The organism is Sporolactobacillus laevolacticus DSM 442, from assembly GCF_000497245.1.
In the GTDB taxonomy this organism is placed as follows: Bacteria; Bacillota; Bacilli; order Bacillales; family Sporolactobacillaceae; genus Sporolactobacillus; species Sporolactobacillus laevolacticus.
In genome coordinates, this window is sequence record NZ_AWTC01000002.1 from 76,116 (window position 1) to 97,780 (window position 21,665).

Consider the following 21,665-nt stretch of genomic DNA (forward strand, 5'->3'; position numbering starts at 1 on the left):
TCAATCACCCAGCATCAGATTAATCAATTCACGAACATTCGGATAACGTAAATCATCGGGAACATCTTGTCCATTTGTTATGTATGCGATATGCAGTTGTGGATGCCGCAGCAAGGTACTCACAATCGCTCCGTAAGAAGTGGTTTCGTCAATTTTGGATAAGATTATTTTCGAAAGATTCAAGGATTGAAACTGATTAATCAATGCATTCATATCCTCATATTTAGTTGTTGCTGAAACGACTAAATAGAGACCGATTTGGGATCCATCGCCAGCCAGCTTAAGTAATTCGGATATATACGCTCGATTTTGGAAATTGCGGCCGGCTGTATCGATAAACACATGATCAAAATGTGAAAACTTATTAATCAAAGCATGAAAATCCTGTTCTGTATAGGCAATTTCGATTGGAGCGCCTAGAATATTCGCATACATCTTCAACTGGTCGATTGCGGCTATTCGGTAAGTATCCGCCGTGATAAAGGCAATCTTTTTTCCTTCATCAAGCACTGCGCGACTTGCCAATTTTGCTAATGTGGTCGTCTTCCCGACACCAGTCGAGCCGACAAGCATTACAAAATGATCACTCAAAGCTGCGCTCTGAAACCGTCTCGGATCGAGTCGCTGTATAAGCTGTGCTTTTAACACGTTAGTGAGCTCTTCCTGATTCATTTGTTCATCGCTTTGATACCATTTCTTAATTAAAATTTGCATCAATGGATCCGTATCCAGCTTCAACATTCCTTGATCAAGTAGTTTGCTTCGCAGCCTTTCGATTGCATCAGGATCTGAAAAAAGTCGATCCACTTTTGCATCTGTTCGTCGAAATGGTATGCCCAACTCAGGCTCTGGATACTGGTAAGGCAATAACTCCTTACTTTCTTTTTCGGCTTTTTTTCGCTTTTTATTAATGGCTGATTCAGGCTCTGGATCACTTGCAGCCAGAACCTCAATGTTTTCTTTCTTAAACAGGTTGAAGAACCTTCCGCTGGTCACTTTCTTTGTATGAAAAATAACCGCATCGCTTCCAAGTTCCTGTTTCACTTTTTCGATTGCCTGAGCCATGGTCGGCGCAATAATTTTTTTCATTTTCATGCTGCACTAAGCACCCCAATGCTCTGTACTTCAACATTAGTCTCAAGTTCATTATAAGACAGGACGCGAATATTCGGAAAATAACGTTCTGTTAATTGGTGAACATACATGCGAACAGCCGGTGAACAGAGAATAACAGGGTCACTCTCCAAATCGACCCATTTCTCCACAGAAGCCGTTAAGTTTTTTAAAGTTTGTGATGTAGTCGCGCCATCTAAGGCAAGGAAATTGCCATGTTCCGTCTTCTGAACAGAATCGGCGATCTTTCGTTCGAGATCGGGACTGAGTGTCAGCACCTTAAGTGTCTCTCCTGGTTGCGTAAACTGCTCAGTAATCTGGCGTGACAAGGACTGACGTGCATATTCTGTTAGCAAACCAGTATCCTTAGTCATTTGAGCATAATCAGCTAATGTTTCAAAAATGATTGGTAGGTTTCGTATAGAGATATGTTCCTTGAGAAGGTTTACCAATACTTTCTGGACGTCGCCAATAGTCAAAGGATCGGGAATCACAGCGTCTACAAGTGCCGGATACTGCTCTTTCAAATGATCGATCAGCTGCTTCGTTTCCTGCCGTCCGACGAGTTCATTAGCGTGTCGGCGCATCACTTCCGTCAAGTGCGTGGATACCACAGACGGAGGATCGACTACTGTATAACCCGAAAGCTCAGCCTGTTCTTTTGTCTGTTCATCGATCCAAAGTGCCTTAAGTCCGAAAGCTGGTTCAACAGTCTCAATCCCTTTTATCGAATCATCTTCAATTCCCGGACTCATAGCAAGATAATGATCGGGCATCAGTTCACCTTTGGCTACTTCACTGCCATTAATTTTAATCCTGTAGTTGTTCGGCTCAAGCTGAATATTATCGCGAATACGTACAACAGGTAGCACAAAGCCAAGTTCGAGAGCGAGCTGACGCCGGATCATTACAATTCTATCCAGTAAATCTCCTCCCTGAGAGCTGTCTGCTAAAGGAACAAGTGCGTAGCCAAATTCAAATTCAACTGGATCCATATGTAAAAGATTCATCACATTTTCCTGGCTTTTGAATGTTTCTTCCGCTTTTTTGTCCTCCACTTCGGCAGCTTCCTGTTGCTGATTGCCGCGATTTCTCCGGATCAGAAAACCCGCTACAATTAAGATGAGTGCGATTGGCAGTGTTGCGACCAGCCCAATTGGCGTGAGCCCAAGGATGAAAATCACAGCACCGGCAATGATCAGCATGATCGGATAAGAAAGCAACTGATCCGAAACTTCTTTACCCATATTATTTTCTGAAGAAGAACGTGTGACAATGATTCCGGTTGCAGTGGAAATAAGCAAGGCCGGTATCTGGCTGACGATACCGTCTCCGACAGACAGCAAGCTGAAATTTTGGGCAGCGTCTGATAGTGACATCCCTTGCTGGAGCACACCTATGATCATACCAACGATTAAGTTGATCGCCACAATAATCATGCTGGCGATCGCATCACCTTTTACAAACTTGCTGGCACCATCCATCGCTCCATAAAAATCAGCTTCCCGGGTTATTTTTTCCCGGCGCTTTTTAGCTTCTTGATCATTGATCAAGCCAGCATTCATATCGGCATCTATACTCATCTGTTTTCCTGGCATCGCGTCCAAAGTAAAACGTGCAGCAACTTCTGCGACACGTTCAGCACCTTTGGTGATAACGATGAACTGAACAATAATCAGAATCAGAAAAACTACTAAACCTACAATAATATTTCCTTCAACAACGAATTGCCCAAACGCTTCAATAACTCGTCCTGCGTCCCCTTCGGTAAGAATCAAACGTGTTGTCGACACGTTTAGTGCGATTCGGAACAAGGTCATGATAAGAAGCAATGAAGGAAATACCGAAAACTCCAGAGATTCCGTAACATTCAGTGTGACAAGAAGAATGACCAATGCTAGCGAAATATTCATGATAATGAGAAAGCTAAGCAATGAGGCCGGAAGCGGAATAATCAGCATCATGACGATCATGACCACACCAACCATCACGATATAATCTCTCGTTTTCATTGATTTCCTCCTTCCAATTCAGGCTTTACCCTTTAATCGATATACATAGGCCAAAATTTCTGCAACGGCTTTGAAAAACTCTTCAGGTATGGCGTCTCCTATCTCAAGCTGGTGATAAAGCGCCCTTGCCAAAGGTTTCTTTTCAACAATGGCAATCTGATGTGTTCTGGCTACTTCTTTTATTCTAAGCGCAATGAAATCCGCGCCTTTTGCAATAACTTGAGGTGAACTCATTTTTTTTGCATCATATTTTAGAGCAACGGCAAAATGTGTTGGGTTTGTAATGATGACATCAGCATTCGGCACTTCCTGCATCATCCGTCTGAGTGCCATCTGCCTCTGTCTTTCTTTGATTTTTGATTTAATTTGCGGATTTCCTTCTATACTTTTAAATTCATCCTTGATGTCTTGCTTAGACATCCGCATGTTCTTCTCATAGTCATACTTTTGGTAAAGATAATCAAGCAGCGACAATGCAATCAGTGCAATAGACACAGCTATGCCCATGTTGAGCACGATATTTGAAATTATCCGGACACTTTCGATAATTGGCTGGCTTGCGGATTGAGCAATAGATTGGCGATTCATCCAAAGGATCGAAAAAGCCACGATCCCAATAAACACAATCTTGAGCATCGATTTTAACAATTCAACGATCCCTCTGAGGGAATAGGTTCGTTTCAGCCCCTTCAGCGGATCAATGCGCTCTGCTTTGAACATGAGCAGCTCAGGAAGAAACAAAAAACCAACCTGAAACAGCTGTGTGCCAACACCAACCACTAAAGCAAGAATTAAAATCGGCAACAGCAGCTTAAGTACTTGAAGAGATAAACCCCCAAACATTCGGTGGATATTGTTCTCGGTGACCGCCATGCCTAGATTCATATTATAAAATTGTCCCATCATCTGGGAAAGTTCCTCAATCAATTTCCCGCCGGCTAATCGAAAATAAAGAAAGAAAGCGAGCATACTGATAGCCGTGCTAAGATCAACACTTTTAAAGACCTGTCCTTTTTTCCTGCTTTCCTCCCGCTTATGCGGGGTCGCTTTTTCCGTTTTTTCGCCAGCGAAATATTGTAAGTTGACTGAATAACGCAGATCGGCCATGTCGCTTAACTCCCCAATAAATGCATAAAATTATTGAAAATTGAAGTCATGGACTCAAATATAATCCGGAAAAGACCGATAAGCGATGGAAAAACAACTAGCATGACTGCAAAACCTGCCAGTACTTTAAGTGGCAGACCCACAACAAATACATTAACTTGAGGTACCGTTCGGGCTACGAGTCCAACCGCAATGTCAACTAGGAATAGGCATCCGACAATTGGCATCGCCAGTTGTGCAGCGATCAAAAACATCTGTGCCGTTATTTGTGCAACAAATTCTGCGGTATTTCCAGAATTGAACGCAATACCTAAACTATTTAACGGTATCAGTTGAAAACTGGACAAGATGCCGTTGATTAGCATATGATGCGCATTGACACCCAAAAAAAAGAGCAACTGCAGAACATAGAGAAACTGGCCGGTCAGCGGAGTTGGGACCCCACTCTCCGGACTGATAACATTGGCAATCGCAAAGCCCATTTGCATATCGATGAATGCTCCTGCAAGCTGAACCGCATAGGTAATGATTCCAGCGACGAATCCCATGGTCAGACCAACCAGGACTTCCTTGAGAATAAGCAGTACAAAACGCCCATCAAGAGGAACTGCCTGATTCTCAAATAGTGTCACATCTACCAATAATGCAAGTACCGCCGCCAATCCGATTTTCACCGGCGCAGGTATCGTCCGATAAGAAAAAATGGGCATGGTGACCAAAAAGCTGGTAAGACGGGCAAGAATCAGCAAAAAAACAGGAATAGCGTTAATTAATGACAATGAATTCATGTTCCCTTTCTATCTGATAAAGTTCGGCAGATTCACAAAAATATTTTCCGTGAATGAGAGCATCTTTGATAGCATCCAAGGACCAAACAGGATAAGTCCGAAGAGAACCGCCACAATTTTCGGGATGAAAGCTAGAGTCTGTTCCTGAATCTGAGTCGCCGCTTGAAAAATGCTGACAATTAGACCAATCACAAGCGATAGGATTAAGATCGGTCCGCCAACCATTAATACCGCCATGACACTTTGATCGGCGATTGATAGTATCATTTCAGAACTCATCCGGACTCATCCTTTCTCAAAAACTCTTAAGTAATGATTCAACGATCAAATACCATCCATCTACCATAATAAATAGCAGAATTTTAAAAGGAAGTGAAATCATGACAGGAGGGAGCATCATCATTCCCATTGCCATTAGAATGCTTGCTACCACCATATCGATCACTAAAAACGGGATAAAAATCATGAATCCCATTTGAAACGCTGTTTTTAGTTCACTGATTGTGAATGCCGGTACAAGTGCAGTGAGCGGAATATCGCTCACTTTCTTCGGCTGCTTGTACTTCCCGTAACTAAGAAACAGCTGCAAATCTTTCTCGCGTGTCTCTTTTGCCATAAATTCTTTAATCGGTGACTGGGCCTTTGACAACGCTTGCTTCTGAGTAATTTCATGTTTCATGTAAGGCTGAATGGCTTGAGTATTAATTTGTCCATAGACAGGTGCCATTACAAAAAATGTAAGAAACAGAGCAAGGCCGACTAACACTTGATTTGGTGGCATCTGCTGTGTAGAAAGTGACGTTCTCACAAAAGAAAGCACAATGATGATCCGCGTAAAACAGGTCATCAGCACAAGAATCGCCGGAGCAAGTGACAGCACCGTCAATACAAGCAAAAGCTGTAGCGTAGTCGCGACATCCTGAGGTTGGCTCGTGAAAAAGTCGGCAGGAATACCTGGTATACTATTCATTTTTCCTGACCTCCTGAATCAGAGCACTCAATTGATTGGAACGCTCTTTTTTCACTGCATCCAGCTGCTCTTGAAATGCATTCTGAAGTGATGGCGCGTTTTTCAGCAGATTCCCCTTCGCTTCATTACGACGCAGCGTGTGATCCGTAGTCCACTTTAATGCTTTAAGTACATTTTCTTCAAAATGATCAGATGGAGCAGCTTGTTGTGTCAGTGATTGAATGGCTTCAGGATCTGTAATTTCTTTAATTAACTGAACCGTCTCACCCACACCGACAACAAGTATTTCATTTCCTACCCGAACCAATTGAAGTGATCGGTTAGCTCCTAGCGAAACGCCACCCATATTTTTCAGCGCATTCACTTGCGCAAATTTACCCGTGCGTTTCACAACAAAATGGTAGAGCAAATAAATCAGTGCCAAGACAAGCAACAACGAAAAGAATAATTTCAGAAAGGTCAAGAAGAGATTGCTATTTCCATAAGTTGCTGATCCGTCTTGTTTCACTTCTCCAGAACTGCCACTATCCGCCGGGGATTTTTGCTTATTCTGCCCGCGATCAATCCAGGCTTTGACTGTACCGTTTCCCGAATCTGCATAAGAAACAGAACTGTAACTAAAGCCCAAAAGCAGAGCTGCCAAAAGTACAAATAAAATTTTTAACCAATGAGCCTTTTTCACAAATACTCATCCAATCGCTTTCTTGATTGCCTCAATGACGCGGTCCGGTTGAAAAGGTTTAACGATAAAGTCTTTTGCACCAGCCTGAATAGCGTCAATTACCATCGACTGCTGACCCATGGCCGAGCACATAATCACTTTGCAATTCGGATCCAGGCTTTTGATCTTTTTCAGTGCATTAATCCCGTCCATTTCAGGCATGGTGATGTCTAGTGTCACCAAATCGGGTTTCAACTCTTCATACTTTGCTACGGCTTCATTCCCATTTGCACCTTCAGCACATACCTCAAAACCGTTCTTAGTCAAAATATCCTTAAGCATCATTCTCATAAAAGCAGCATCATCAACAACAAGTATGCGTCCTGCCACGCAAATCCCTCCAGTTCATTCGTTAGAATAATATTTAGTCCGCCAGATTCACGGTTTGTGTAACCGGCAGAGAACTCCTTACAGTTAGCTCTTAATTAAGGTCTTACAGGTTTTTCAATCGATCACTTTGATCGAGTATTTCTGTAATTCGAATTCCGAAATTCTCATCAACAACAACCACTTCACCTTTCGCGATATACTTCTGGTTGACTAGAATATCGATCGCTTCCCCAGCAAGCTTATCCAATTCAATGATTGAACCTGGCCCGAGTTCCAAAACGTCCTTGATCGTTTTTTTTGTGTGTCCAAGTTCAACGCTGACGTCCAATGGAATATCCATCAGCAAATCTAGGTTTCGCGACGCGGTTTGTTCCCTTGGTTTCGGTTCTTCATCAAAATTGGAGAATTGTACCGGGCGCACATCCTCCTGCGGAATTGATTGCTCTTTTGCTGCGTAGCTAATCGGCACTTCGGGAGCAAGTGTCGCTGCATCTTCTTTTTGAGCAGGATAATGAACCGGTTCCGATGGTGTTTCTTTTTTTTCATCTACTTCTGTTGATGAGGTTGTACCGATCTCGGTACTGCTCGTACCTCCTGTTTCCTGAAGCAACAAATTGACTAGTTGTTTGCCAAAATCAATCGGAATCAGTTGCATGATATGGGAATCAACGAGATCACCGATAATCAACTGAAAAGAAATTTCAAACATGATCTCATCTTTTGGGAGATATTCAATCCCTTGTTTTGCCTTGACATCCATTAGATTTAATTTAGGCGGTGAGATATCAATTCGCCGATTGAACACTGTTGACATTGCAGTGGAAGACGAGCCCATCATTTGGTTCATTGCTTCTTGCACAGCGCTCATTTCCATATCACTGATTTGTTCGTTCGGGTTCTTCCCATCTCCGCCCATCATCAGATTGGCGATCACACTTGCATCATGTGTCTTAATAACAAGCATGCATGAACCTTGAAAACCCTCAGTATAGTTTACAAGAACAGACACATGAGGAACTGGAAACTCGGCGGAAAGATTATTACGGTTCACGAGATGAACTTTCGGTGTCGTAATTTCCACTTTTTTATTTAAAATCGTAGATAAAGCAGTAGCAGCACTACCGAATGAAATATTACCGATTTCGCCAAGCACGTCTTCATCAAGATCCGACATGTCTTGATCTCCAAAATCTTTCACTACATTATTTTGTTCCGGCGGGTGCATTGCGGGTTCTTGATCTCCATCCGAGTGGTGACCAAGAAGCGCATCAATCTCTTCTTGCGAAAGTTGTCCGTCACTCATTGACGTCATCCTCCTCTGTTATCGTTTTAATGATTTGGACAGCGATTCTTTTGTTTCGTTTCCCAGGCTGAGCGATAAACTTTGGGGAACCTCCAACATGAATTACCATTGGCTGATCCAAATGCTGATCTAATTTGATGACGTCACCCACACTCAGATGCAATAGCTCATCAACTGTTATCTGTGAATGTCCAAGATTCGCAGTCACATTGACGTATGAATGTTCGACGCGCTTCTTCAGCGATTGGTACTCTTCTGTCGTTGCGTCATTTTTCTTCTCGCTCATCCAGTAGTGCATGGACAACTTAGGAATAATCGGCTCAAGTACAACATGAGGTAAACACAGATTGATCATTCCGCTGGATTTACCGATCATTGCAGAAAGTGAAATAACAATAACCGTTTCATTTGGTGAGACCAACTGCAAGAACTGAGGGTTAGTCTCTAGTTCAATCATAAAAGGGTCAATGTCATGCTCAACTGACGACCAAGCTTCTTTTAATGCAGGAAGTGTGCCATCAAACAAACCTTTCATCAGGTCGGTTTCAATTTCAGTCAGGTTCTCAATCTTATTCATGCTCTCGCCGCTTCCGCCAAGCAACCGGTCAAGCATCGCATACGCTATGTTTGGATTCACTTCAACGATTAAATGACCTTCAAGCGGCGGTGCTTCAATTATGTTCAGGACTGTTGCTGAAGGAATAGAGCGAATGAACTCCTCATACGGGAGTTGATCAACAGACGCCACTGATATCTGAACATATGTCCTTAATTGAGCAGAAAAATAGGAAGTGAGCAACCGCGCATAATTTTCATGAATTCGTGTCAAACTGCGTATCTGATCTTTTGAAAAACGAAGCGCTCGCTTAAAATCGTAGACACGGATTCTTGATTTCTTTTCTTCACTTTTTAATTCTTCGGCATTCATTTCTCCTGTTGAAAGCGCGGAAAGCAGTGCGTCAATCTCAGATTGTGAAAGTATGTCGGCCATTTTTCTTCACCACCCCCCACCTTCTTCCAAGGTTATTGCACAATTTTTTCTGTCGTGTAGACATGAGTCACTGTACCACTTGTTAGGAAGCTATTTATTTTATTCTTGACCATATTTTCTAAATTGGAGAGTCCTGCCTGATCTTGCAGATCCTGCGGAGTCATCCCCGACACCGTATAAATGACCGCATTTTTCACTTGAAATGAGCGTTTCTCAAGCTCATCTTTCGCGTCTTTATTTGACACTTGGATATTAAAATCCAATTTGATAAAATGATCGCCTTTAATATTGGTGGTAATTTCACCAGTTGCAACGGTAAGATCTTTCACTATCTCATCAATGTTCGGATCCTTATTCTCTGCACTCCCGTTACCAACGCCTGACATGATGAAAAAGGCGGCGACTGTTCCAATGATCATCAGAACCATGAAAATAAACAGTATATTCATTCCTCGGCTTTTGAACATCTCAACACACCTTCTTCCGCAGACAAGCCCGACAATAATGAGATCTTTTTGAGAAACTGAATCATCTTCCGGTTAACTTCATCCGGTGATTCTTTGACAATAAGCTTTTTTCCATTTGTCAGAGTGATCGTCGTATCAGGCAACGACTCCACCTGTTCAATTAAAAATGCATTAAGTATGAAGGATTGATTATTAAAATGTGTTAACTGGATCATCCTCGCCACAAAATGTGCCGGGCAGGAAAAAGCCCAGCTCATTCTTCTCCCCTATCTATTTATCGTTTCAATTGCACTAATTCTTGAAGGATCTGATCGGCGGTCGTAACTGTTCGAGCATTCGCTTGATAAGCGCGTTGCGCTTCAATCAGCGCCGTCATTTCATCCGTCAAATCGACGTTTGAACCTTCAAGGGAGTTCTGAACAACTTTTCCTTGTCCATTTGCCGCTGGATTATTACTCATCGTACCTGATCCCTGGGTCGCTTGGTATAAAGAGTTTCCCACTTTCTCTAATCCCGCAGGATTTGAAAATGTGGTCAGCTGCACCGTACCTAAATTGACATTGGCGCCCGCAGTAGTTACTCCGTTAATCACCCCGTTTGAGTCAACAGTAAAAGAGGCAAGGTCCTGGAACGTATTATGGTCCCGATTTGTCGTATCAAGAACTAATGTCAATCCTTGAGAATTAACAAGCCCTGTTCCAGCGCTATTAAGTTTGAAATCGCCGGCTCTGGTATAATAAGTGTTGGTTCCATCAGAAACAGCAAAATAACCTTCGCCGTTAATTGCGAGATCATATGGATTTCCTGTCGGATTGACAACACCATCTGTCAGAATATTGTCAATTGAACTTGCTTGAGAACCAAGACCTATTTGAATAGCATTTTTGTTTGTTGTAGATCCCTGCAAATCCGAACTGAAAATATCTTCAAAGTTAACGCGCCCTTTTTTAAATCCTGTCGTGCTGACGTTTGAAATGTTGTTCCCAATGACGTCCAAATAGGTTTGGAAGTTCTTTAGTCCTGATACGCCTGTTCCCAATGATCTTAATAGCATAATTGATCCTCCTTTATAATAACTGCCTCTGTCATTCAGCAGTTTCAGCTCTCCTATGAAGGTCCAGCTGATCAGTGATTAATAACGATTGTGCCATTGATATTCGAAAAGATCCGTGTGTTGGCTTCTTCAAGCCCCATTGCCGTAATTACCGTTTGATTCGGCATGTTGACAACGAGTGCCGCGTCCTTAGTTAATACAAGTGAGTCGTTAATACCCATTTTCTTTGCTTCTTGCATTTTCGAGTGAATCAAATTCCATTCAGTTTGCGAGATGTGAATGTCGCGTTCATCGATTCGCTCACGTGCGTGTTTTGATAGTTTCAAAGGCAATTTCTCATATTCTTCCTCCAAACTTTCCGAGAAAGAACTCTTTTGAGCGTTTGGTTTCTGATTCTGTTTCGAAACTGATTCTGTATGGCTTGGGATCGTTAACGGCTGATAGGTAAAAGCATTAATCTTAGTCACCCGTTCCCGCTCCTGTCGTATTGCTGACTTCAGTAATGGACGAAGGATCTACTTTGTCACCATCTTCTGTAATATAAGCAACCGTTCCATCCTTAAGAGTGACTGACTTTACAATACCGCTAAACGTATTCGTAACAGTATTTCCACTGTCATCAGTATCCGACTCCGTCCAACTGATCTGCTTTCCAATCATCGATGCTTGTTGTGATAGTGACTGATTTGACTGTGTCGTCACTAACTTGTCAATGGCATTACTCATATTCTGGGTTTGTTCCAAAGTGGTAAATTCAGCCATCTGTGACACAAACTGCTCACTATCCATCGGTGAAGTTGGATCTTGGTTTGTCAGCTGCGCAACAAGCAGTTTTAGAAACGAGTCCTTGTCTAAAGCGCTGTTCGAGCTAGAAGTCGATGTTGTCGAATTATTTGTTGTTGCTGTTGTTCCTGTTGTTCCAGGAATACTCATATCAAATCATGCCTCCTGTCATCCATTCAGAGAATGAATGGTTACTCAGTTGTTCGTCGTTGCTTATCATCTGAACATTTCGATGTTTTTCCTGTTCTTGCTGCTGTTCATCTTTTCTCTCATGATGTTGCTGGTAATCACCCTGTTGCTGACCTTGATTTTGTGCATGTTCAGGCGTAACAGTCTGCAATTGTCGGTTGACATCAATTTGGGCAAATGATATGCCTTTGCCAGCACAGTCATGTTTCAATTGATTCAATCCACTTTCGAGTAGATCTTTTGCCGCTTTCGTCTCAGCCGTGAATTGAGCGATCAATCCCTGATCGCCCCTACTTATAGAAATAGTCAGTTTTCCTAAATTTTCCGGGCTTAAGGAGATGGTAAAATTCTCTGAACTGCCTTTTTCCAGTTTCACAGAAGACTTGCCTAACCATTCACTAATTTGATCAGCGACCTGTTGATGGACAGGTGTTTGTTTCTCTTGCGATTTACCAGACTGATAACTCGACCACAATTCAAGCTTGTTCATCACCCCGGATACAGCTCGAAGATGATCACTTTTATTGCGTGACTCCATACTTACAGAGTTCCATGTTTTTACATGATTGCCATCATTCTTCTGTTTGTCTGTTTCTGGAGATGATAACAAATCTTTATTAATGCTAAAGTTTGATTGCGTATCACTTTTCCGCACTTTTTGAACAGTCTCAAGCTCACCAAATTTGTCACTATTGTTCAAGGCTTGTTGCAGCAGGGGATCCGATTTTGTCTTCGTCTTACCTGATTGCAGGATGATGTTGTTATGAACTTCACTCTCTTGAGTCACTGATTTATCGGGTAAGCTTGGACTCTGGTGCAATTGATTCGCTAATAGCTTAACTTGTGATTGCACATTATTTGAAATAGGAAGTGTTGTCATTTGCCCATCATTATTTTTATCAATCAGCCCATTTAATGGATATTCAGTTGTTTGCAGACGTGATGCTGTATTACTCTTCGAATGACTAAATGATACATTTTTTTGATCTAATACATGATTACTCGTCTCAGATCCTGCGCCATTGAATCGTTTTTCAATTGAATGCTTATTGACCTGGTTAACCGTTTGTTGAACTGATTTTTGTTCCGATGGCTTTGCCAACGATTCCGATTTCTCTTTCCAACGACTAGAACTCAATTGGTGCTGAACAAGTTGTATAGCCGATAAAAACGTATTTTGTTCTTCGTTCTTGGTGTTTTTCTTTTTCTTTGTTGCTTTTCCAGCAACTTCCTGAATCTTGGAATCTTTGAGTTCAACTACGGTCATGTTCATTTTCTCACCTCCTTTCAAAGGTTACCTGACTCAAGGCGATGTCGTTGTCGTTGTTGTCGACGTACCTGATGCTGTACTTGAACTTGTTGTATTTGCCTTCAATAGGGGCGTTAAGGCAGCTGCTTTATTTACATCCATATTTTCGAGTATTGCAGCCTTCGTTTTATCATCCAACAAATTTATGTATTCTGCTGCCTGCTGTACAGATAGCTTGCTAAAAATTGCTCCTGCTTTTGCCGGATCCATCGTTTTATAGGTCTGGGCATAAACCGCCTGACGAGCGGTGGCAGCTTGACTCTTTGCCTGTGTGTTTTTTGCATTGGCATCATTTTGTGCTTGTTTCAATTGATTTTTCAGCTGAGCAACTTGATCCGCCAATTTGCCGTTTTCACTTTGCAATTGTTTAATTGTGGCATTCTGATTTGCATTTTCCGCTTTTAATTGTGCTGTCTGTGATGAGCCTCCAGACGCGGCATGCTGACCCTGAGAAGTTGTTTCGTTTCTAAAAATAAGGCTTTTTGCCTCAGTAACCGGGTCGAGACCTGCAAGTTTTAAAAACAATGCCGCGAGAAGTAGAAAAAACAGAATGGGAACCAAAATTGCCAAGAAAATCTTTAACAATTTTAGGCCAAAACCGGTATGTTTTGTCTCTTCCATTTGGCTCCACCTTCCTTTTATTGGTTTGCTGTACGTTGTCCAGCAATATCATCCATTTGTTTCATTTCTGCCTTAGCCACTATCTTGTGATAAATTCTTTGCTGCTTTTCTCTCATTTTTTCATACTTTTTAACTTCAATCGCTTTATCTTGCAGCCTGGTTTGGAAGGTTTCCAGTTGTAATTTGGCTCTATGATATTGCTTGCTTGTTTCTTCTATTAAAAAATCAATTTTTTCAACATCCGAAATACCCATCTTCATTTTATCTATCGTAATTGCTTGACTCATTTGCTGTTGGAGACCTGTCTGTACAACTTTCTTCTGTTCCACCAGTTCAATTAGGTTATGCGCTAATTTTTCAAAAGCATCAAACAGTTTCTTGTACTGTACTTCGAGATTCTGCTTCTCACTTTCCGCAAGCTTCATCACTCGTTCAAAGCGATACTCAAATGCCATTTGAAGTCATCTCCTGCCCAAAATCATGAATCAATTGATTGACTGCATCCTGAAGATTTACATTTAGTTTCTCGGATTGGCGCAAATAGGCGAGTACCTTTGGCTGAAAATGGATAGCTTCATCAATGGCAGCTGAACTCCCCTGCTTGTACGCGCCAATATTGATTAGATCCTCGGACTCTGAGTACTGTGAAAGCACAGAACGAAATTTTAATGCCGCCTTCAAATGATCAGGTGAACAAATTTCGTTCATGACACGACTGACGCTTTTTAATAGATTAACAGCCGGGTACTGACCTTTTTGGGCGAGCGCCCGATCAAGAACGATATGCCCGTCAAGAATACCGCGCGCTGTGTCAGAAATCGGTTCATCTAAATCGTCTCCATCAACCAAAACGGTATAAAATGCGGTAATGGTTCCAAAAGCATTCGTGCCCGTCCGCTCTAAGAGCTTAGGCAATAGCGCAAAAACAGAGGGTGGATAGCCTTTGGTCGTCGGCGGTTCGCCAACTGCGAGCCCTATTTCGCGCTGACTCATCGCAACACGCGTTAGAGAATCCATCATCAGGAGCACATTTTTTCCTTTTGCACGAAAGTACTCAGCAATCGAAGTCGCAACAAGTGCGCCTTTAATTCTCATCAACGCCGGCTGATCACTAGTCGCCACGATGACAATTGAACGTTTCACGCCCTCTTGGCCAAGATCCTTTTCTAAAAATTCCTTGACTTCTCTGCCCCGTTCACCAATTAACGCGATGACATTCAAGTCAGCCGACGTATTCCTGGCAATCATACCCATTAATGTGCTTTTTCCAACACCGCTTCCGGCAAATATTCCAATTCGCTGTCCTTTGCCAACAGTAAGCAAGCCATTAATTGAGCGAATGCCAAGTTCGATGGGTTCACTTATCCGCGGCCTTTTCATCGGATCTGGAGGCTCTTGATTGGTAGCCACACTATCAACGGGTTTTGTAAAAGTCATACCGGAAACCGGGCGGCCCAGACTATCACAAACTTGCCCGATCAACTCTTCATTCACTTTCACTTCCAGCGGTTTATCCGTGGCCTCGACTAGGCATCCTGGTGAAATCTGTGCAACTGATGTATAAGGCATTAATAGAATATTCTCATCTTTGAATCCCACAACCTCAGCCATGATTTTCTTTCTTCCGCTTTTGATATGTATGAGACAAACATCACCGACAGAGGCTGATGGTCCTTTTGATTCGATCAGAAGACCAACGACTCGGTTGATTTTTCCATATCGACGGTAACTATCGACTGATGGGAGTTCGTCAATCAACTGATTCACATTCATGAGCCCATTTCCTCCATCAGTTCAGTAAGTTTCTCTTTGATCACCTGGAGTTGACTATCTACCCCTGCATCAATCTTTCCAAATGAGGTTTCAATCGTGCAGTCGTTATCTGAAAAGTCACTATCTGCATAAATGAAGATTTTCGCATCTTGAACAAGATTGCTGAATTCAGCCTGATGCTGATTGAGATGATCAAAATGAATAGGAGCAACAGTTATTTTGATCGTCTCTTGATCTCTGACTTCACGAACAGCTTTTGCGACGAGCGCAAACCATTTATCTTCATCCAAGGACACCGACGTGCCTATTATTTTCTCGGCAACCGCAACCGCAAGTTTCAAAATTTCGGGTTCAGCTTTTTTTATGTATTCATTAAAATAGTCTTGCGCTTGTTCAACAAAGCGGTTTCCCTGGTTGATCAACGCAGCATAATGCTCTTTTGCTTCTTGAGACGCTTTACTGAATCCGTCAGCATACCCTTCCTGTACGCTTTTCTGATAAGCTTCTTCCCGTTTGTATTTCGCATCCTCATCCTCTTTTGCAATCCGTTGTTCAATTTCAAAACGCTTTGCGTCCGCCTCTTTAAGGATACGCTCTGCTTCCATCTTCACTTGACTGATTTTCTCGTTGAGCGTTTTTTCAATCGATGCTTGATCCATTTCCGTATTCAAAGCATCGAGCTGAGGATCAATAATCGCGGAAATTTGCACGACTCTGGCTTTTCCGTCAGGCTGCGCGCGCTTAATCAGATTAGACAATAACGTCATCTCCTTTGCCGCGCGCAATCACAATCTCTCCGGCGTCTTCTAGTTTCCGTATGGTATTGACAATTCTCGTTTGTGCTTCTTCAACATCATGCAAGCGGACAGGACCCATATATTCCATTTCTTCTTTAAAGCTTGCAGCCATGCGTTCGGACATATTGTGAAACAGCAAGTCTTTCACTTCATCACTGGCAGTACGCATCGCAAGGATAAGATCTTCATTCTCACTCTCACGAATGACGCGTTGAATCGCGCGATCATCCAAGACAATGATGTCTTCAAAGACAAACATCCTCTTCTTGATTTCCTCAGCAAGATCAGGATCATGCTTTTCCAACTTTTCTAGGATGTTACGTTCTGTCGTCCGGTCAACACCGTTCAGAACACTAACAATTGAAGTGATGCCTCCTGTTTGGGTGTAATCCTCATTTACAGAAGAACTCGAAATCTTCTTTTCTAATATTCGTTCAACTTGCGAAATCGTTTCAGGAGATGTCCGATCCATTTGTGCAATCCGTTGTGCGACATTCGCTTGCAATTCAACCGGCAGGGCAGATAAAACGGCTCCCGCTTGATCTGGATCCAAATACGACAAAACGAGCGCGATCGTCTGCGGGTGCTCGTTCTGGATAAAGTTTAGGATTTGCTGAGGGTCGCTTTTCCTCATAAAATCAAAGGGTTTAACTTGAAGTGTTGAGGTCAGCCTTTGAATCACTTTGTTAGCTTCATCGGACCCCAAGGCTTTTTCTAGAATTTGTTTTGCATAGCTGATCCCGCCCTGAGATATGTATTCCTGAGCTAACGCGGTCTGGAAAAATTCATCAACTACTTGAGTTTTCGTTTCTGCATCTATTTTTCGTGCATTGGAAATTTCCAGCGTCATGTCTTCAATTTCTTGTTCTGTGAATTGCTTGAAGATGTTTGCGGAGACATCGGTCCCAAGCGCGATCATCAAAATAGCTGCCTTCTGTTTTCCGGTCAATTTTGTTTTTCGTTCAGGCATATCCTCCGCCTCCTCACTTATCTTCAGCCATCCAGCTTCTTAGAAGCTTGACGAATTGATCAGGTTTTTGTCTTGCCATTTTTTCAAGTTCATTGTATTTTTTCTGCTCCGGATTTTCTTGATTAAGCATTGCTTCGTAATCTTCCGGCTGTGGAATATCTTGAACAATGGTTTGTTCATCTTCATTTTCTTCAGCGTTTCTTCTTCTGCGAATTGCCATCCACAGAATAAGACCAATAACTAAAGCCAGAAGAACGCCTCCAACAATATATAACCAATTAAAGCCGTTGGATTGTGGTTGAGTGATCGCTTTCCCGTTGAATCTGCCTACAGTCACCGATGTCTTTTGATTAATGGCAGCGTTTGTCAACTCCTGGCCTTGCGGATCTGAGATTGATGTTTTAATAATTGAATTCAGAATCTGTCGAACATCATTCACTCTCTGAGCAGAAAGTGAATTATTGTTATTCGCGTTAGGCGGCTCAATCATGACTTGAATACCGAGATCCGTCACTTTGTATGGGCTGTTCACCACTTCGCGATGAATCCGATTAAATTCATTATTCACTCGATCTTCGACTTTCTGATAGGTTCCATTGCCACTCGCGCCATTTTGATAGGTTGGAACATCGGTTGTTCCTGTCCCTGCCTGTCCTTGGGCACCTTGACCTGTATACGTTTCGGCAATGTGCTCGGTGCTTGTCTGAAGGCCTTCCATTGTTTGTTGATTTACAGGTTCCACAAGATCTTGTTTTTCTTTGGACTGAGTGAAGTCAACAGCAGCAGAAACATTAACCATGACCTTGCCCTCGCCCATCATCATCGTCAGCATCTGTGTGACCCGACGCTGCACATTGCTTTCGATATCGCGAATGATGGACTGCTGCTGGTTATAAGCAGATAAAGTCGATCCGTTTGATTCATTATTCTTCAGATCATAGTAATTGAAATATTGATCCATAATGACGATATTATTAACAGGCAGATTCGGTACACTCTTAGATACCAAGTGGTATAACCCATTAACTTGTTCGGAGCTAAGTTGGCTGCCAGGTGCAACATTCAGCACAATTGATGCGGAAGCTTCACTGTTTTTGTCTTGGCCACTGACCCATACATCATTCTGCGGCAAGGTAATCATCACTTTTGCCGATTTTACACCTTTTGTATTAGAGATAAGATTAGCCAGCTCAGTCTGCATCGCAGCACGTTGAAGTACATCAAATTGTTTGTCGGTTATTCCGAATCCTGCATTTTGACCAAAGAAAGAATAGTCAATCTGACCTGTTTTCGGGATGCCTTGTGAGGCCAGTTCTACTTTAAGCTGATCAACCTGCTCCTTGGGAACGCTAATAGTCGTCCCACCATCTGACAGTTTGTAAGGAACTTTCTTGCTATCCAGTGTATCTTTGATTTGACCTGCTTCACTTTCGGACAAACCACTATACAATGGGGAGTAGTGTTTAATATTCGTTAGAAGTAAAATAAGAATTATCGCTACGAGAATTACCGCAGAACCACCGATAATCAATCCCTTATTTTTCTTCGATAATTGTGTCCAAAACGTTTTTATTCGATTAAACCATGTTGATAGCCTTTCTTTCATAACTGCTTCCCCCGTTCATTGTTCGCCGGATACCGATCAAACCTGCATTCTCATAATTTCCTGGTAGGCTTCGATCACTCGGTCGCGAACCTGAACAGTTGTTTTTAAAAGTACATCCGCCTTTTGCATGGCAATCATTACATTATGTAAGTCAACATTGCTGTTCCCACTGGCTAGCTCTGTAACCATTTGATTAGCCGTCTGCTGAGATGTGTTAACTGTCCCTAAAGCATTTTCCAACGCGCCGGCAAACCCGCTTTGAGCTTGGGCTGTTGTCTGTTTACTCGATGAGACCGCCTCTGCTGACGAACTAAAATTGATAGGATTTATCAACGATTAATCCCTACCTTCCTATGTCTAACGCATGCGTAAGCATGTTTTTGTTAGCGTTCATTACCGTGACCCCAGCCTCATATGAGCGATTGGCATCCATCATGTCAACCATTTCCTTAAGTGGATCAACGTTAGGTTCTTGAACATAGCCATTTTGATCAGCGTCTGGATTTTGAGGATCATACTTCATAGGAAAAGCTGTAGGATCTTCAGTAACTGAAGAAACTTCAACACCACCCGATGAAGAACCTAATGAATGTTGTAAAATCGAGTCGAATGAATCAGGTCCAATTGACTTTAAATTGACCACTTTACGAGTATAAGGTACCCATTTCCCGTTCACCATGCGTCCATGTGTTGTGTCTTGGTTCGCAATATTCGCCGAAACAACATCCATCCGGAAACGTTGTGCGGTCAGACCGGAGGCAGATATATCAAGTCCGCTGAACATACCCATTTTATCTTGAACCTCCTAGTACAGTGTTGAATTTTTGAAATTGATCGCTTGCCGCTTGGCTAAGTGCCTGGTAGAGCAACTGGTTTTGTGCTAGCGATGACATTTCATGATCAATATCAACGTTATTTCCGTTATTTTGTACTGTGCCAAAAGTATCTGTCACAGTACTGAACCCAGAGTCATCAGAAGTCGAAAAATTAAAGTGGCGTACATTCGTTCGATTCGCTTTCAACTCACTCTGCAGAACATCATTAAAGACTACTTTTTTCGCTTTGTAATTAGGCGTATCGACATTTGCTATATTCTGAGCAATAGCATTTTGTTCTGCCATCGCTCCATTCAGCGCGTGTTCAATAGCTGTTAGTGGAGTTATTGAAAACATTGGCCGACATCCTTTCTTTACCTGTTATTCCCACAAACTATCATTGGTACCTACGTCTATTTTATCAACTTTTTGACTAATGTCTACGATAACGTACAGCATTCGACTTCTTTCAACTTTTCTCGCCCTCACAATATAGTTATTTAGTCCCTAGAAATTCAAGTAAATGACATGAAAATATTAGAAAAATATCTTGTTACCGTTTTCATGATGAACCACAATTAAAAAAAACAGTTCATGAGCACTATATGACCATTGCAAAAGTTGCATATATTTACTCTTTGTATGCAAATTGAAGATACAAATAAGGACTTTTGGTTACAAAATAAAATTTGTACCAAAAGTCCCTCTCAAATTCTTACTAATTTAATTAATGGTGATGCTCTTATTCACCCTTAATTCGATTCAGCTCATAGAGAAATTTATCATTTAACACTTTAATATACGTACCCTTCATACCAAGCGACCGTGATTCGATAACTCCTGCACTTTCCAGTTTTCTAAGCGCATTGACGATTACTGAACGTGTGATTCCGACACGGTCGGCAATTTTGCTTGCAACAAGCAATCCTTCTTTTCCGTCCAGTTCTTCAAAAATATGCTCAATTGCTTCTAATTCACTATAGGAAAGCGAGCCGATAGCCATTTGCACGATCGCTTTTTCGCGCGCCTCTTCCTCAACCTCATCTGTTTTTTCACGCAGAATTTCCATACCAACAACTGTCGCACCATATTCTGCTAAAATCAGATCTTCATCTGTAAATGTTTCGTTCAATCTCGAAAGAATAAGTGTCCCCAGTCGTTCTCCACCACCGACGATCGGGACAACGGTTGTCAAACCGTTTTCAAACAGATCCTTATTTTCATCGGGAAAAACACTGAATTCACTATTTACATCAAGATTTGGCGATGTCTGCGCAACCATAAATAAATTTTGTGTGTACGTATCAGGGAATTGCCTGCTCTCAAACATCTTTTGCATGCGTTCATTCTCAAACTCAAGCTTCAGAGATAAGCCCAGGATCTTGCCACGGCGGCTTACAACGAACGTATTCGTTTGAATGACATCACGGAGCGTTTGAGCCATTTCATTAAAGTCGACTTGTGTTTTTGTTCCTTGAAGCAATTGATTAATCTTCCTCGTTTTTTCTAATAATGTCATCTTTATTCCTCCTGAGTAACCTAATAGTCTTTTTTAAAATAAACTGGTTGAGATTATGGTTCTTACAATGATCGACAGCTTTTTTTGCCAGCGAATCCAAGGGACCACCTCGTGTCCTGAAACTAAAATCAGGTATCGCAAAAGAGTAAGCTTTAAGCAATTTTCCCAAAATTGTATGTAACCCTCTCGCACCAATGTTATCTGATGCCAATAGGTAGATTAAACTGCCAATCTTGCCTGTCCATATTTTCGTCAGAATATTGAATCTTTAAACATCTCCAAAAATCAGAGCTTCGGCATGACCGGCATTTGTCACACTGAACCTCTTCTCTCTTGATATTTCGGCTAAGATTCACGTTATTTTAATAGTTTACCGTTTTCATTCGGAAAAACAGCGCTTTGATTTGGCAAATGATAAACTATTCTA

Annotated in this window: 26 protein-coding genes; all 26 read right to left on the reverse strand. The window is 42.0% G+C overall.

Features of this window, described 5'->3' with window-relative positions; translation table 11 throughout:
* The 26 genes from P343_RS22045 to codY all read right to left on the reverse strand — a co-directional run bounded on the left by P343_RS22045 (position 1) and on the right by codY (position 21,238).
* On the reverse strand, positions 1 to 1,095 hold the full coding sequence (locus tag P343_RS22045) for a flagellar biosynthesis protein FlhF (protein WP_023508889.1): 1,095 nt from the start codon (positions 1,093 to 1,095) through the stop codon (positions 1 to 3).
* Entirely contained in the window at positions 1,092 to 3,125 is a 2,034-nt protein-coding gene (gene flhA / locus P343_RS22050) for a flagellar biosynthesis protein FlhA (RefSeq protein WP_023508890.1), read from the reverse strand. Before flhA ends, P343_RS22045 begins: the two co-directional genes overlap by 4 nt.
* Positions 3,126 to 3,143: 18 nt before the next feature.
* A complete protein-coding gene (gene flhB / locus P343_RS22055) occupies positions 3,144 to 4,223 on the reverse strand; it encodes a flagellar biosynthesis protein FlhB (protein WP_031263596.1) in 1,080 nt (359 codons plus the stop codon).
* 14 nt (positions 4,224 to 4,237) lie between these two features.
* Positions 4,238 to 5,011: a flagellar biosynthetic protein FliR gene (gene fliR, locus P343_RS22060; protein ID WP_031263598.1), complete on the reverse strand. Its 774-nt coding sequence runs from the start codon at positions 5,009 to 5,011 to the stop codon at positions 4,238 to 4,240.
* Positions 5,012 to 5,029: 18 nt separating this feature from the next.
* The gene (gene fliQ / locus P343_RS22065) at positions 5,030 to 5,299 is read right to left on the reverse strand and encodes a flagellar biosynthesis protein FliQ (protein WP_023508893.1); all 270 of its coding nucleotides are present in this window, start codon (positions 5,297 to 5,299) and stop codon (positions 5,030 to 5,032) included.
* Between the two features lie 16 nt (positions 5,300 to 5,315).
* Entirely contained in the window at positions 5,316 to 5,990 is a 675-nt protein-coding gene (gene fliP, locus P343_RS22070; RefSeq protein ID WP_023508894.1) for a flagellar type III secretion system pore protein FliP, read from the reverse strand.
* Entirely contained in the window at positions 5,983 to 6,672 is a 690-nt protein-coding gene (locus tag P343_RS22075; RefSeq protein ID WP_023508895.1) for a flagellar biosynthetic protein FliO, read from the reverse strand. Before P343_RS22075 ends, fliP begins: the two co-directional genes overlap by 8 nt.
* 6 nt (positions 6,673 to 6,678) lie before the next feature.
* On the reverse strand, positions 6,679 to 7,041 hold the full coding sequence (locus P343_RS22080; protein WP_023508896.1) for a response regulator: 363 nt from the start codon (positions 7,039 to 7,041) through the stop codon (positions 6,679 to 6,681).
* Positions 7,042 to 7,144: 103 nt separating this feature from the next.
* On the reverse strand, positions 7,145 to 8,344 hold the full coding sequence (gene fliY, locus P343_RS22085) for a flagellar motor switch phosphatase FliY (RefSeq protein ID WP_023508897.1): 1,200 nt from the start codon (positions 8,342 to 8,344) through the stop codon (positions 7,145 to 7,147).
* Entirely contained in the window at positions 8,337 to 9,335 is a 999-nt protein-coding gene (fliM, locus tag P343_RS22090; RefSeq protein WP_023508898.1) for a flagellar motor switch protein FliM, read from the reverse strand. Before fliM ends, fliY begins: the two co-directional genes overlap by 8 nt.
* A 32-nt stretch (positions 9,336 to 9,367) precedes the next feature.
* On the reverse strand, positions 9,368 to 9,802 hold the full coding sequence (fliL, locus tag P343_RS22095) for a flagellar basal body-associated protein FliL (protein WP_023508899.1): 435 nt from the start codon (positions 9,800 to 9,802) through the stop codon (positions 9,368 to 9,370).
* A complete protein-coding gene (locus P343_RS22100) occupies positions 9,781 to 10,059 on the reverse strand; it encodes a flagellar FlbD family protein (protein ID WP_023508900.1) in 279 nt (92 codons plus the stop codon). The genes fliL and P343_RS22100 overlap by 22 nt, the downstream gene beginning before the upstream one ends.
* A 17-nt stretch (positions 10,060 to 10,076) precedes the next feature.
* Positions 10,077 to 10,856, reverse strand: coding sequence for a flagellar hook-basal body complex protein (locus tag P343_RS22105; protein WP_023508901.1), 780 nt, complete (start codon positions 10,854 to 10,856; stop codon positions 10,077 to 10,079).
* Positions 10,857 to 10,927: 71 nt separating this feature from the next.
* A complete protein-coding gene (locus tag P343_RS22110; protein WP_023508902.1) occupies positions 10,928 to 11,323 on the reverse strand; it encodes a TIGR02530 family flagellar biosynthesis protein in 396 nt (131 codons plus the stop codon).
* Entirely contained in the window at positions 11,316 to 11,789 is a 474-nt protein-coding gene (locus P343_RS22115; protein WP_023508903.1) for a flagellar hook capping FlgD N-terminal domain-containing protein, read from the reverse strand. Before P343_RS22115 ends, P343_RS22110 begins: the two co-directional genes overlap by 8 nt.
* Position 11,790: 1 nt before the next feature.
* Positions 11,791 to 13,101, reverse strand: coding sequence for a flagellar hook-length control protein FliK (locus P343_RS22120; RefSeq protein ID WP_023508904.1), 1,311 nt, complete (start codon positions 13,099 to 13,101; stop codon positions 11,791 to 11,793).
* A 30-nt stretch (positions 13,102 to 13,131) separates the two neighbouring features.
* Positions 13,132 to 13,758 (reverse strand): MotE family protein, encoded by a 627-nt coding sequence (locus tag P343_RS22125; protein ID WP_023508905.1) that lies wholly within the window; start codon positions 13,756 to 13,758, stop codon positions 13,132 to 13,134.
* A 17-nt stretch (positions 13,759 to 13,775) separates the two neighbouring features.
* Positions 13,776 to 14,213 carry a flagellar export protein FliJ gene (gene fliJ / locus P343_RS22130; RefSeq protein ID WP_023508906.1) on the reverse strand — a complete coding sequence of 146 codons (438 nt, stop codon included), beginning with the start codon at positions 14,211 to 14,213 and terminating at the stop codon, positions 13,776 to 13,778.
* Complete coding sequence (gene fliI, locus P343_RS22135; protein WP_023508907.1) at positions 14,203 to 15,531, reverse strand: flagellar protein export ATPase FliI; 1,329 nt, start codon at positions 15,529 to 15,531, stop codon at positions 14,203 to 14,205. The genes fliJ and fliI overlap by 11 nt, the downstream gene beginning before the upstream one ends.
* Positions 15,528 to 16,289 (reverse strand): flagellar assembly protein FliH, encoded by a 762-nt coding sequence (gene fliH, locus P343_RS22140; protein WP_023508908.1) that lies wholly within the window; start codon positions 16,287 to 16,289, stop codon positions 15,528 to 15,530. The genes fliI and fliH overlap by 4 nt, the downstream gene beginning before the upstream one ends.
* The gene (gene fliG, locus P343_RS22145; RefSeq protein ID WP_023508909.1) at positions 16,282 to 17,298 is read right to left on the reverse strand and encodes a flagellar motor switch protein FliG; all 1,017 of its coding nucleotides are present in this window, start codon (positions 17,296 to 17,298) and stop codon (positions 16,282 to 16,284) included. The genes fliH and fliG overlap by 8 nt, the downstream gene beginning before the upstream one ends.
* 13 nt (positions 17,299 to 17,311) lie before the next feature.
* A complete protein-coding gene (gene fliF, locus P343_RS22150; RefSeq protein ID WP_023508910.1) occupies positions 17,312 to 18,904 on the reverse strand; it encodes a flagellar basal-body MS-ring/collar protein FliF in 1,593 nt (530 codons plus the stop codon).
* 36 nt (positions 18,905 to 18,940) lie between these two features.
* Entirely contained in the window at positions 18,941 to 19,237 is a 297-nt protein-coding gene (gene fliE, locus P343_RS22155) for a flagellar hook-basal body complex protein FliE (protein ID WP_023508911.1), read from the reverse strand.
* A gap of 10 nt (positions 19,238 to 19,247) precedes the next feature.
* A complete protein-coding gene (gene flgC, locus P343_RS22160; RefSeq protein WP_023508912.1) occupies positions 19,248 to 19,694 on the reverse strand; it encodes a flagellar basal body rod protein FlgC in 447 nt (148 codons plus the stop codon).
* 1 nt (position 19,695) lies between these two features.
* Entirely contained in the window at positions 19,696 to 20,076 is a 381-nt protein-coding gene (gene flgB / locus P343_RS22165; protein ID WP_023508913.1) for a flagellar basal body rod protein FlgB, read from the reverse strand.
* A 385-nt stretch (positions 20,077 to 20,461) separates the two neighbouring features.
* Positions 20,462 to 21,238: a GTP-sensing pleiotropic transcriptional regulator CodY gene (gene codY / locus P343_RS22170; RefSeq protein ID WP_023508914.1), complete on the reverse strand. Its 777-nt coding sequence runs from the start codon at positions 21,236 to 21,238 to the stop codon at positions 20,462 to 20,464.
* Positions 21,239 to 21,665 lie beyond the last annotated feature (427 nt).

Bases quoted from the DNA above. Each gene is read 5' to 3' on its own strand.
- P343_RS22045 (WP_023508889.1), bottom strand. From the start codon at position 1,095: ATGAAAATGAAAAAAATTATTGCGCCGACCATGGCTCAGGCAATCGAA.
- flhA (WP_023508890.1), bottom strand. From the start codon at position 3,125: ATGAAAACGAGAGATTATATCGTGATGGTTGGTGTGGTCATGATCGTC.
- fliQ (WP_023508893.1), bottom strand. From the start codon at position 5,299: ATGAGTTCTGAAATGATACTATCAATCGCCGATCAAAGTGTCATGGCG.
- fliP (WP_023508894.1), bottom strand. From the start codon at position 5,990: ATGAATAGTATACCAGGTATTCCTGCCGACTTTTTCACGAGCCAACCT.
- fliY (WP_023508897.1), bottom strand. From the start codon at position 8,344: ATGAGTGACGGACAACTTTCGCAAGAAGAGATTGATGCGCTTCTTGGT.
- fliM (WP_023508898.1), bottom strand. From the start codon at position 9,335: ATGGCCGACATACTTTCACAATCTGAGATTGACGCACTGCTTTCCGCG.
- fliL (WP_023508899.1), bottom strand. From the start codon at position 9,802: ATGTTCAAAAGCCGAGGAATGAATATACTGTTTATTTTCATGGTTCTG.
- P343_RS22100 (WP_023508900.1), bottom strand. From the start codon at position 10,059: ATGAGCTGGGCTTTTTCCTGCCCGGCACATTTTGTGGCGAGGATGATC.
- P343_RS22105 (WP_023508901.1), bottom strand. From the start codon at position 10,856: ATGCTATTAAGATCATTGGGAACAGGCGTATCAGGACTAAAGAACTTC.
- P343_RS22115 (WP_023508903.1), bottom strand. From the start codon at position 11,789: ATGAGTATTCCTGGAACAACAGGAACAACAGCAACAACAAATAATTCG.
- P343_RS22120 (WP_023508904.1), bottom strand. From the start codon at position 13,101: ATGAACATGACCGTAGTTGAACTCAAAGATTCCAAGATTCAGGAAGTT.
- P343_RS22125 (WP_023508905.1), bottom strand. From the start codon at position 13,758: ATGGAAGAGACAAAACATACCGGTTTTGGCCTAAAATTGTTAAAGATT.
- fliJ (WP_023508906.1), bottom strand. From the start codon at position 14,213: ATGGCATTTGAGTATCGCTTTGAACGAGTGATGAAGCTTGCGGAAAGT.
- fliI (WP_023508907.1), bottom strand. From the start codon at position 15,531: ATGAATGTGAATCAGTTGATTGACGAACTCCCATCAGTCGATAGTTAC.
- fliG (WP_023508909.1), bottom strand. From the start codon at position 17,298: ATGCCTGAACGAAAAACAAAATTGACCGGAAAACAGAAGGCAGCTATT.
- fliF (WP_023508910.1), bottom strand. From the start codon at position 18,904: ATGAAAGAAAGGCTATCAACATGGTTTAATCGAATAAAAACGTTTTGG.
- flgC (WP_023508912.1), bottom strand. From the start codon at position 19,694: ATGGGTATGTTCAGCGGACTTGATATATCTGCCTCCGGTCTGACCGCA.
- flgB (WP_023508913.1), bottom strand. From the start codon at position 20,076: ATGTTTTCAATAACTCCACTAACAGCTATTGAACACGCGCTGAATGGA.
- codY (WP_023508914.1), bottom strand. From the start codon at position 21,238: ATGACATTATTAGAAAAAACGAGGAAGATTAATCAATTGCTTCAAGGA.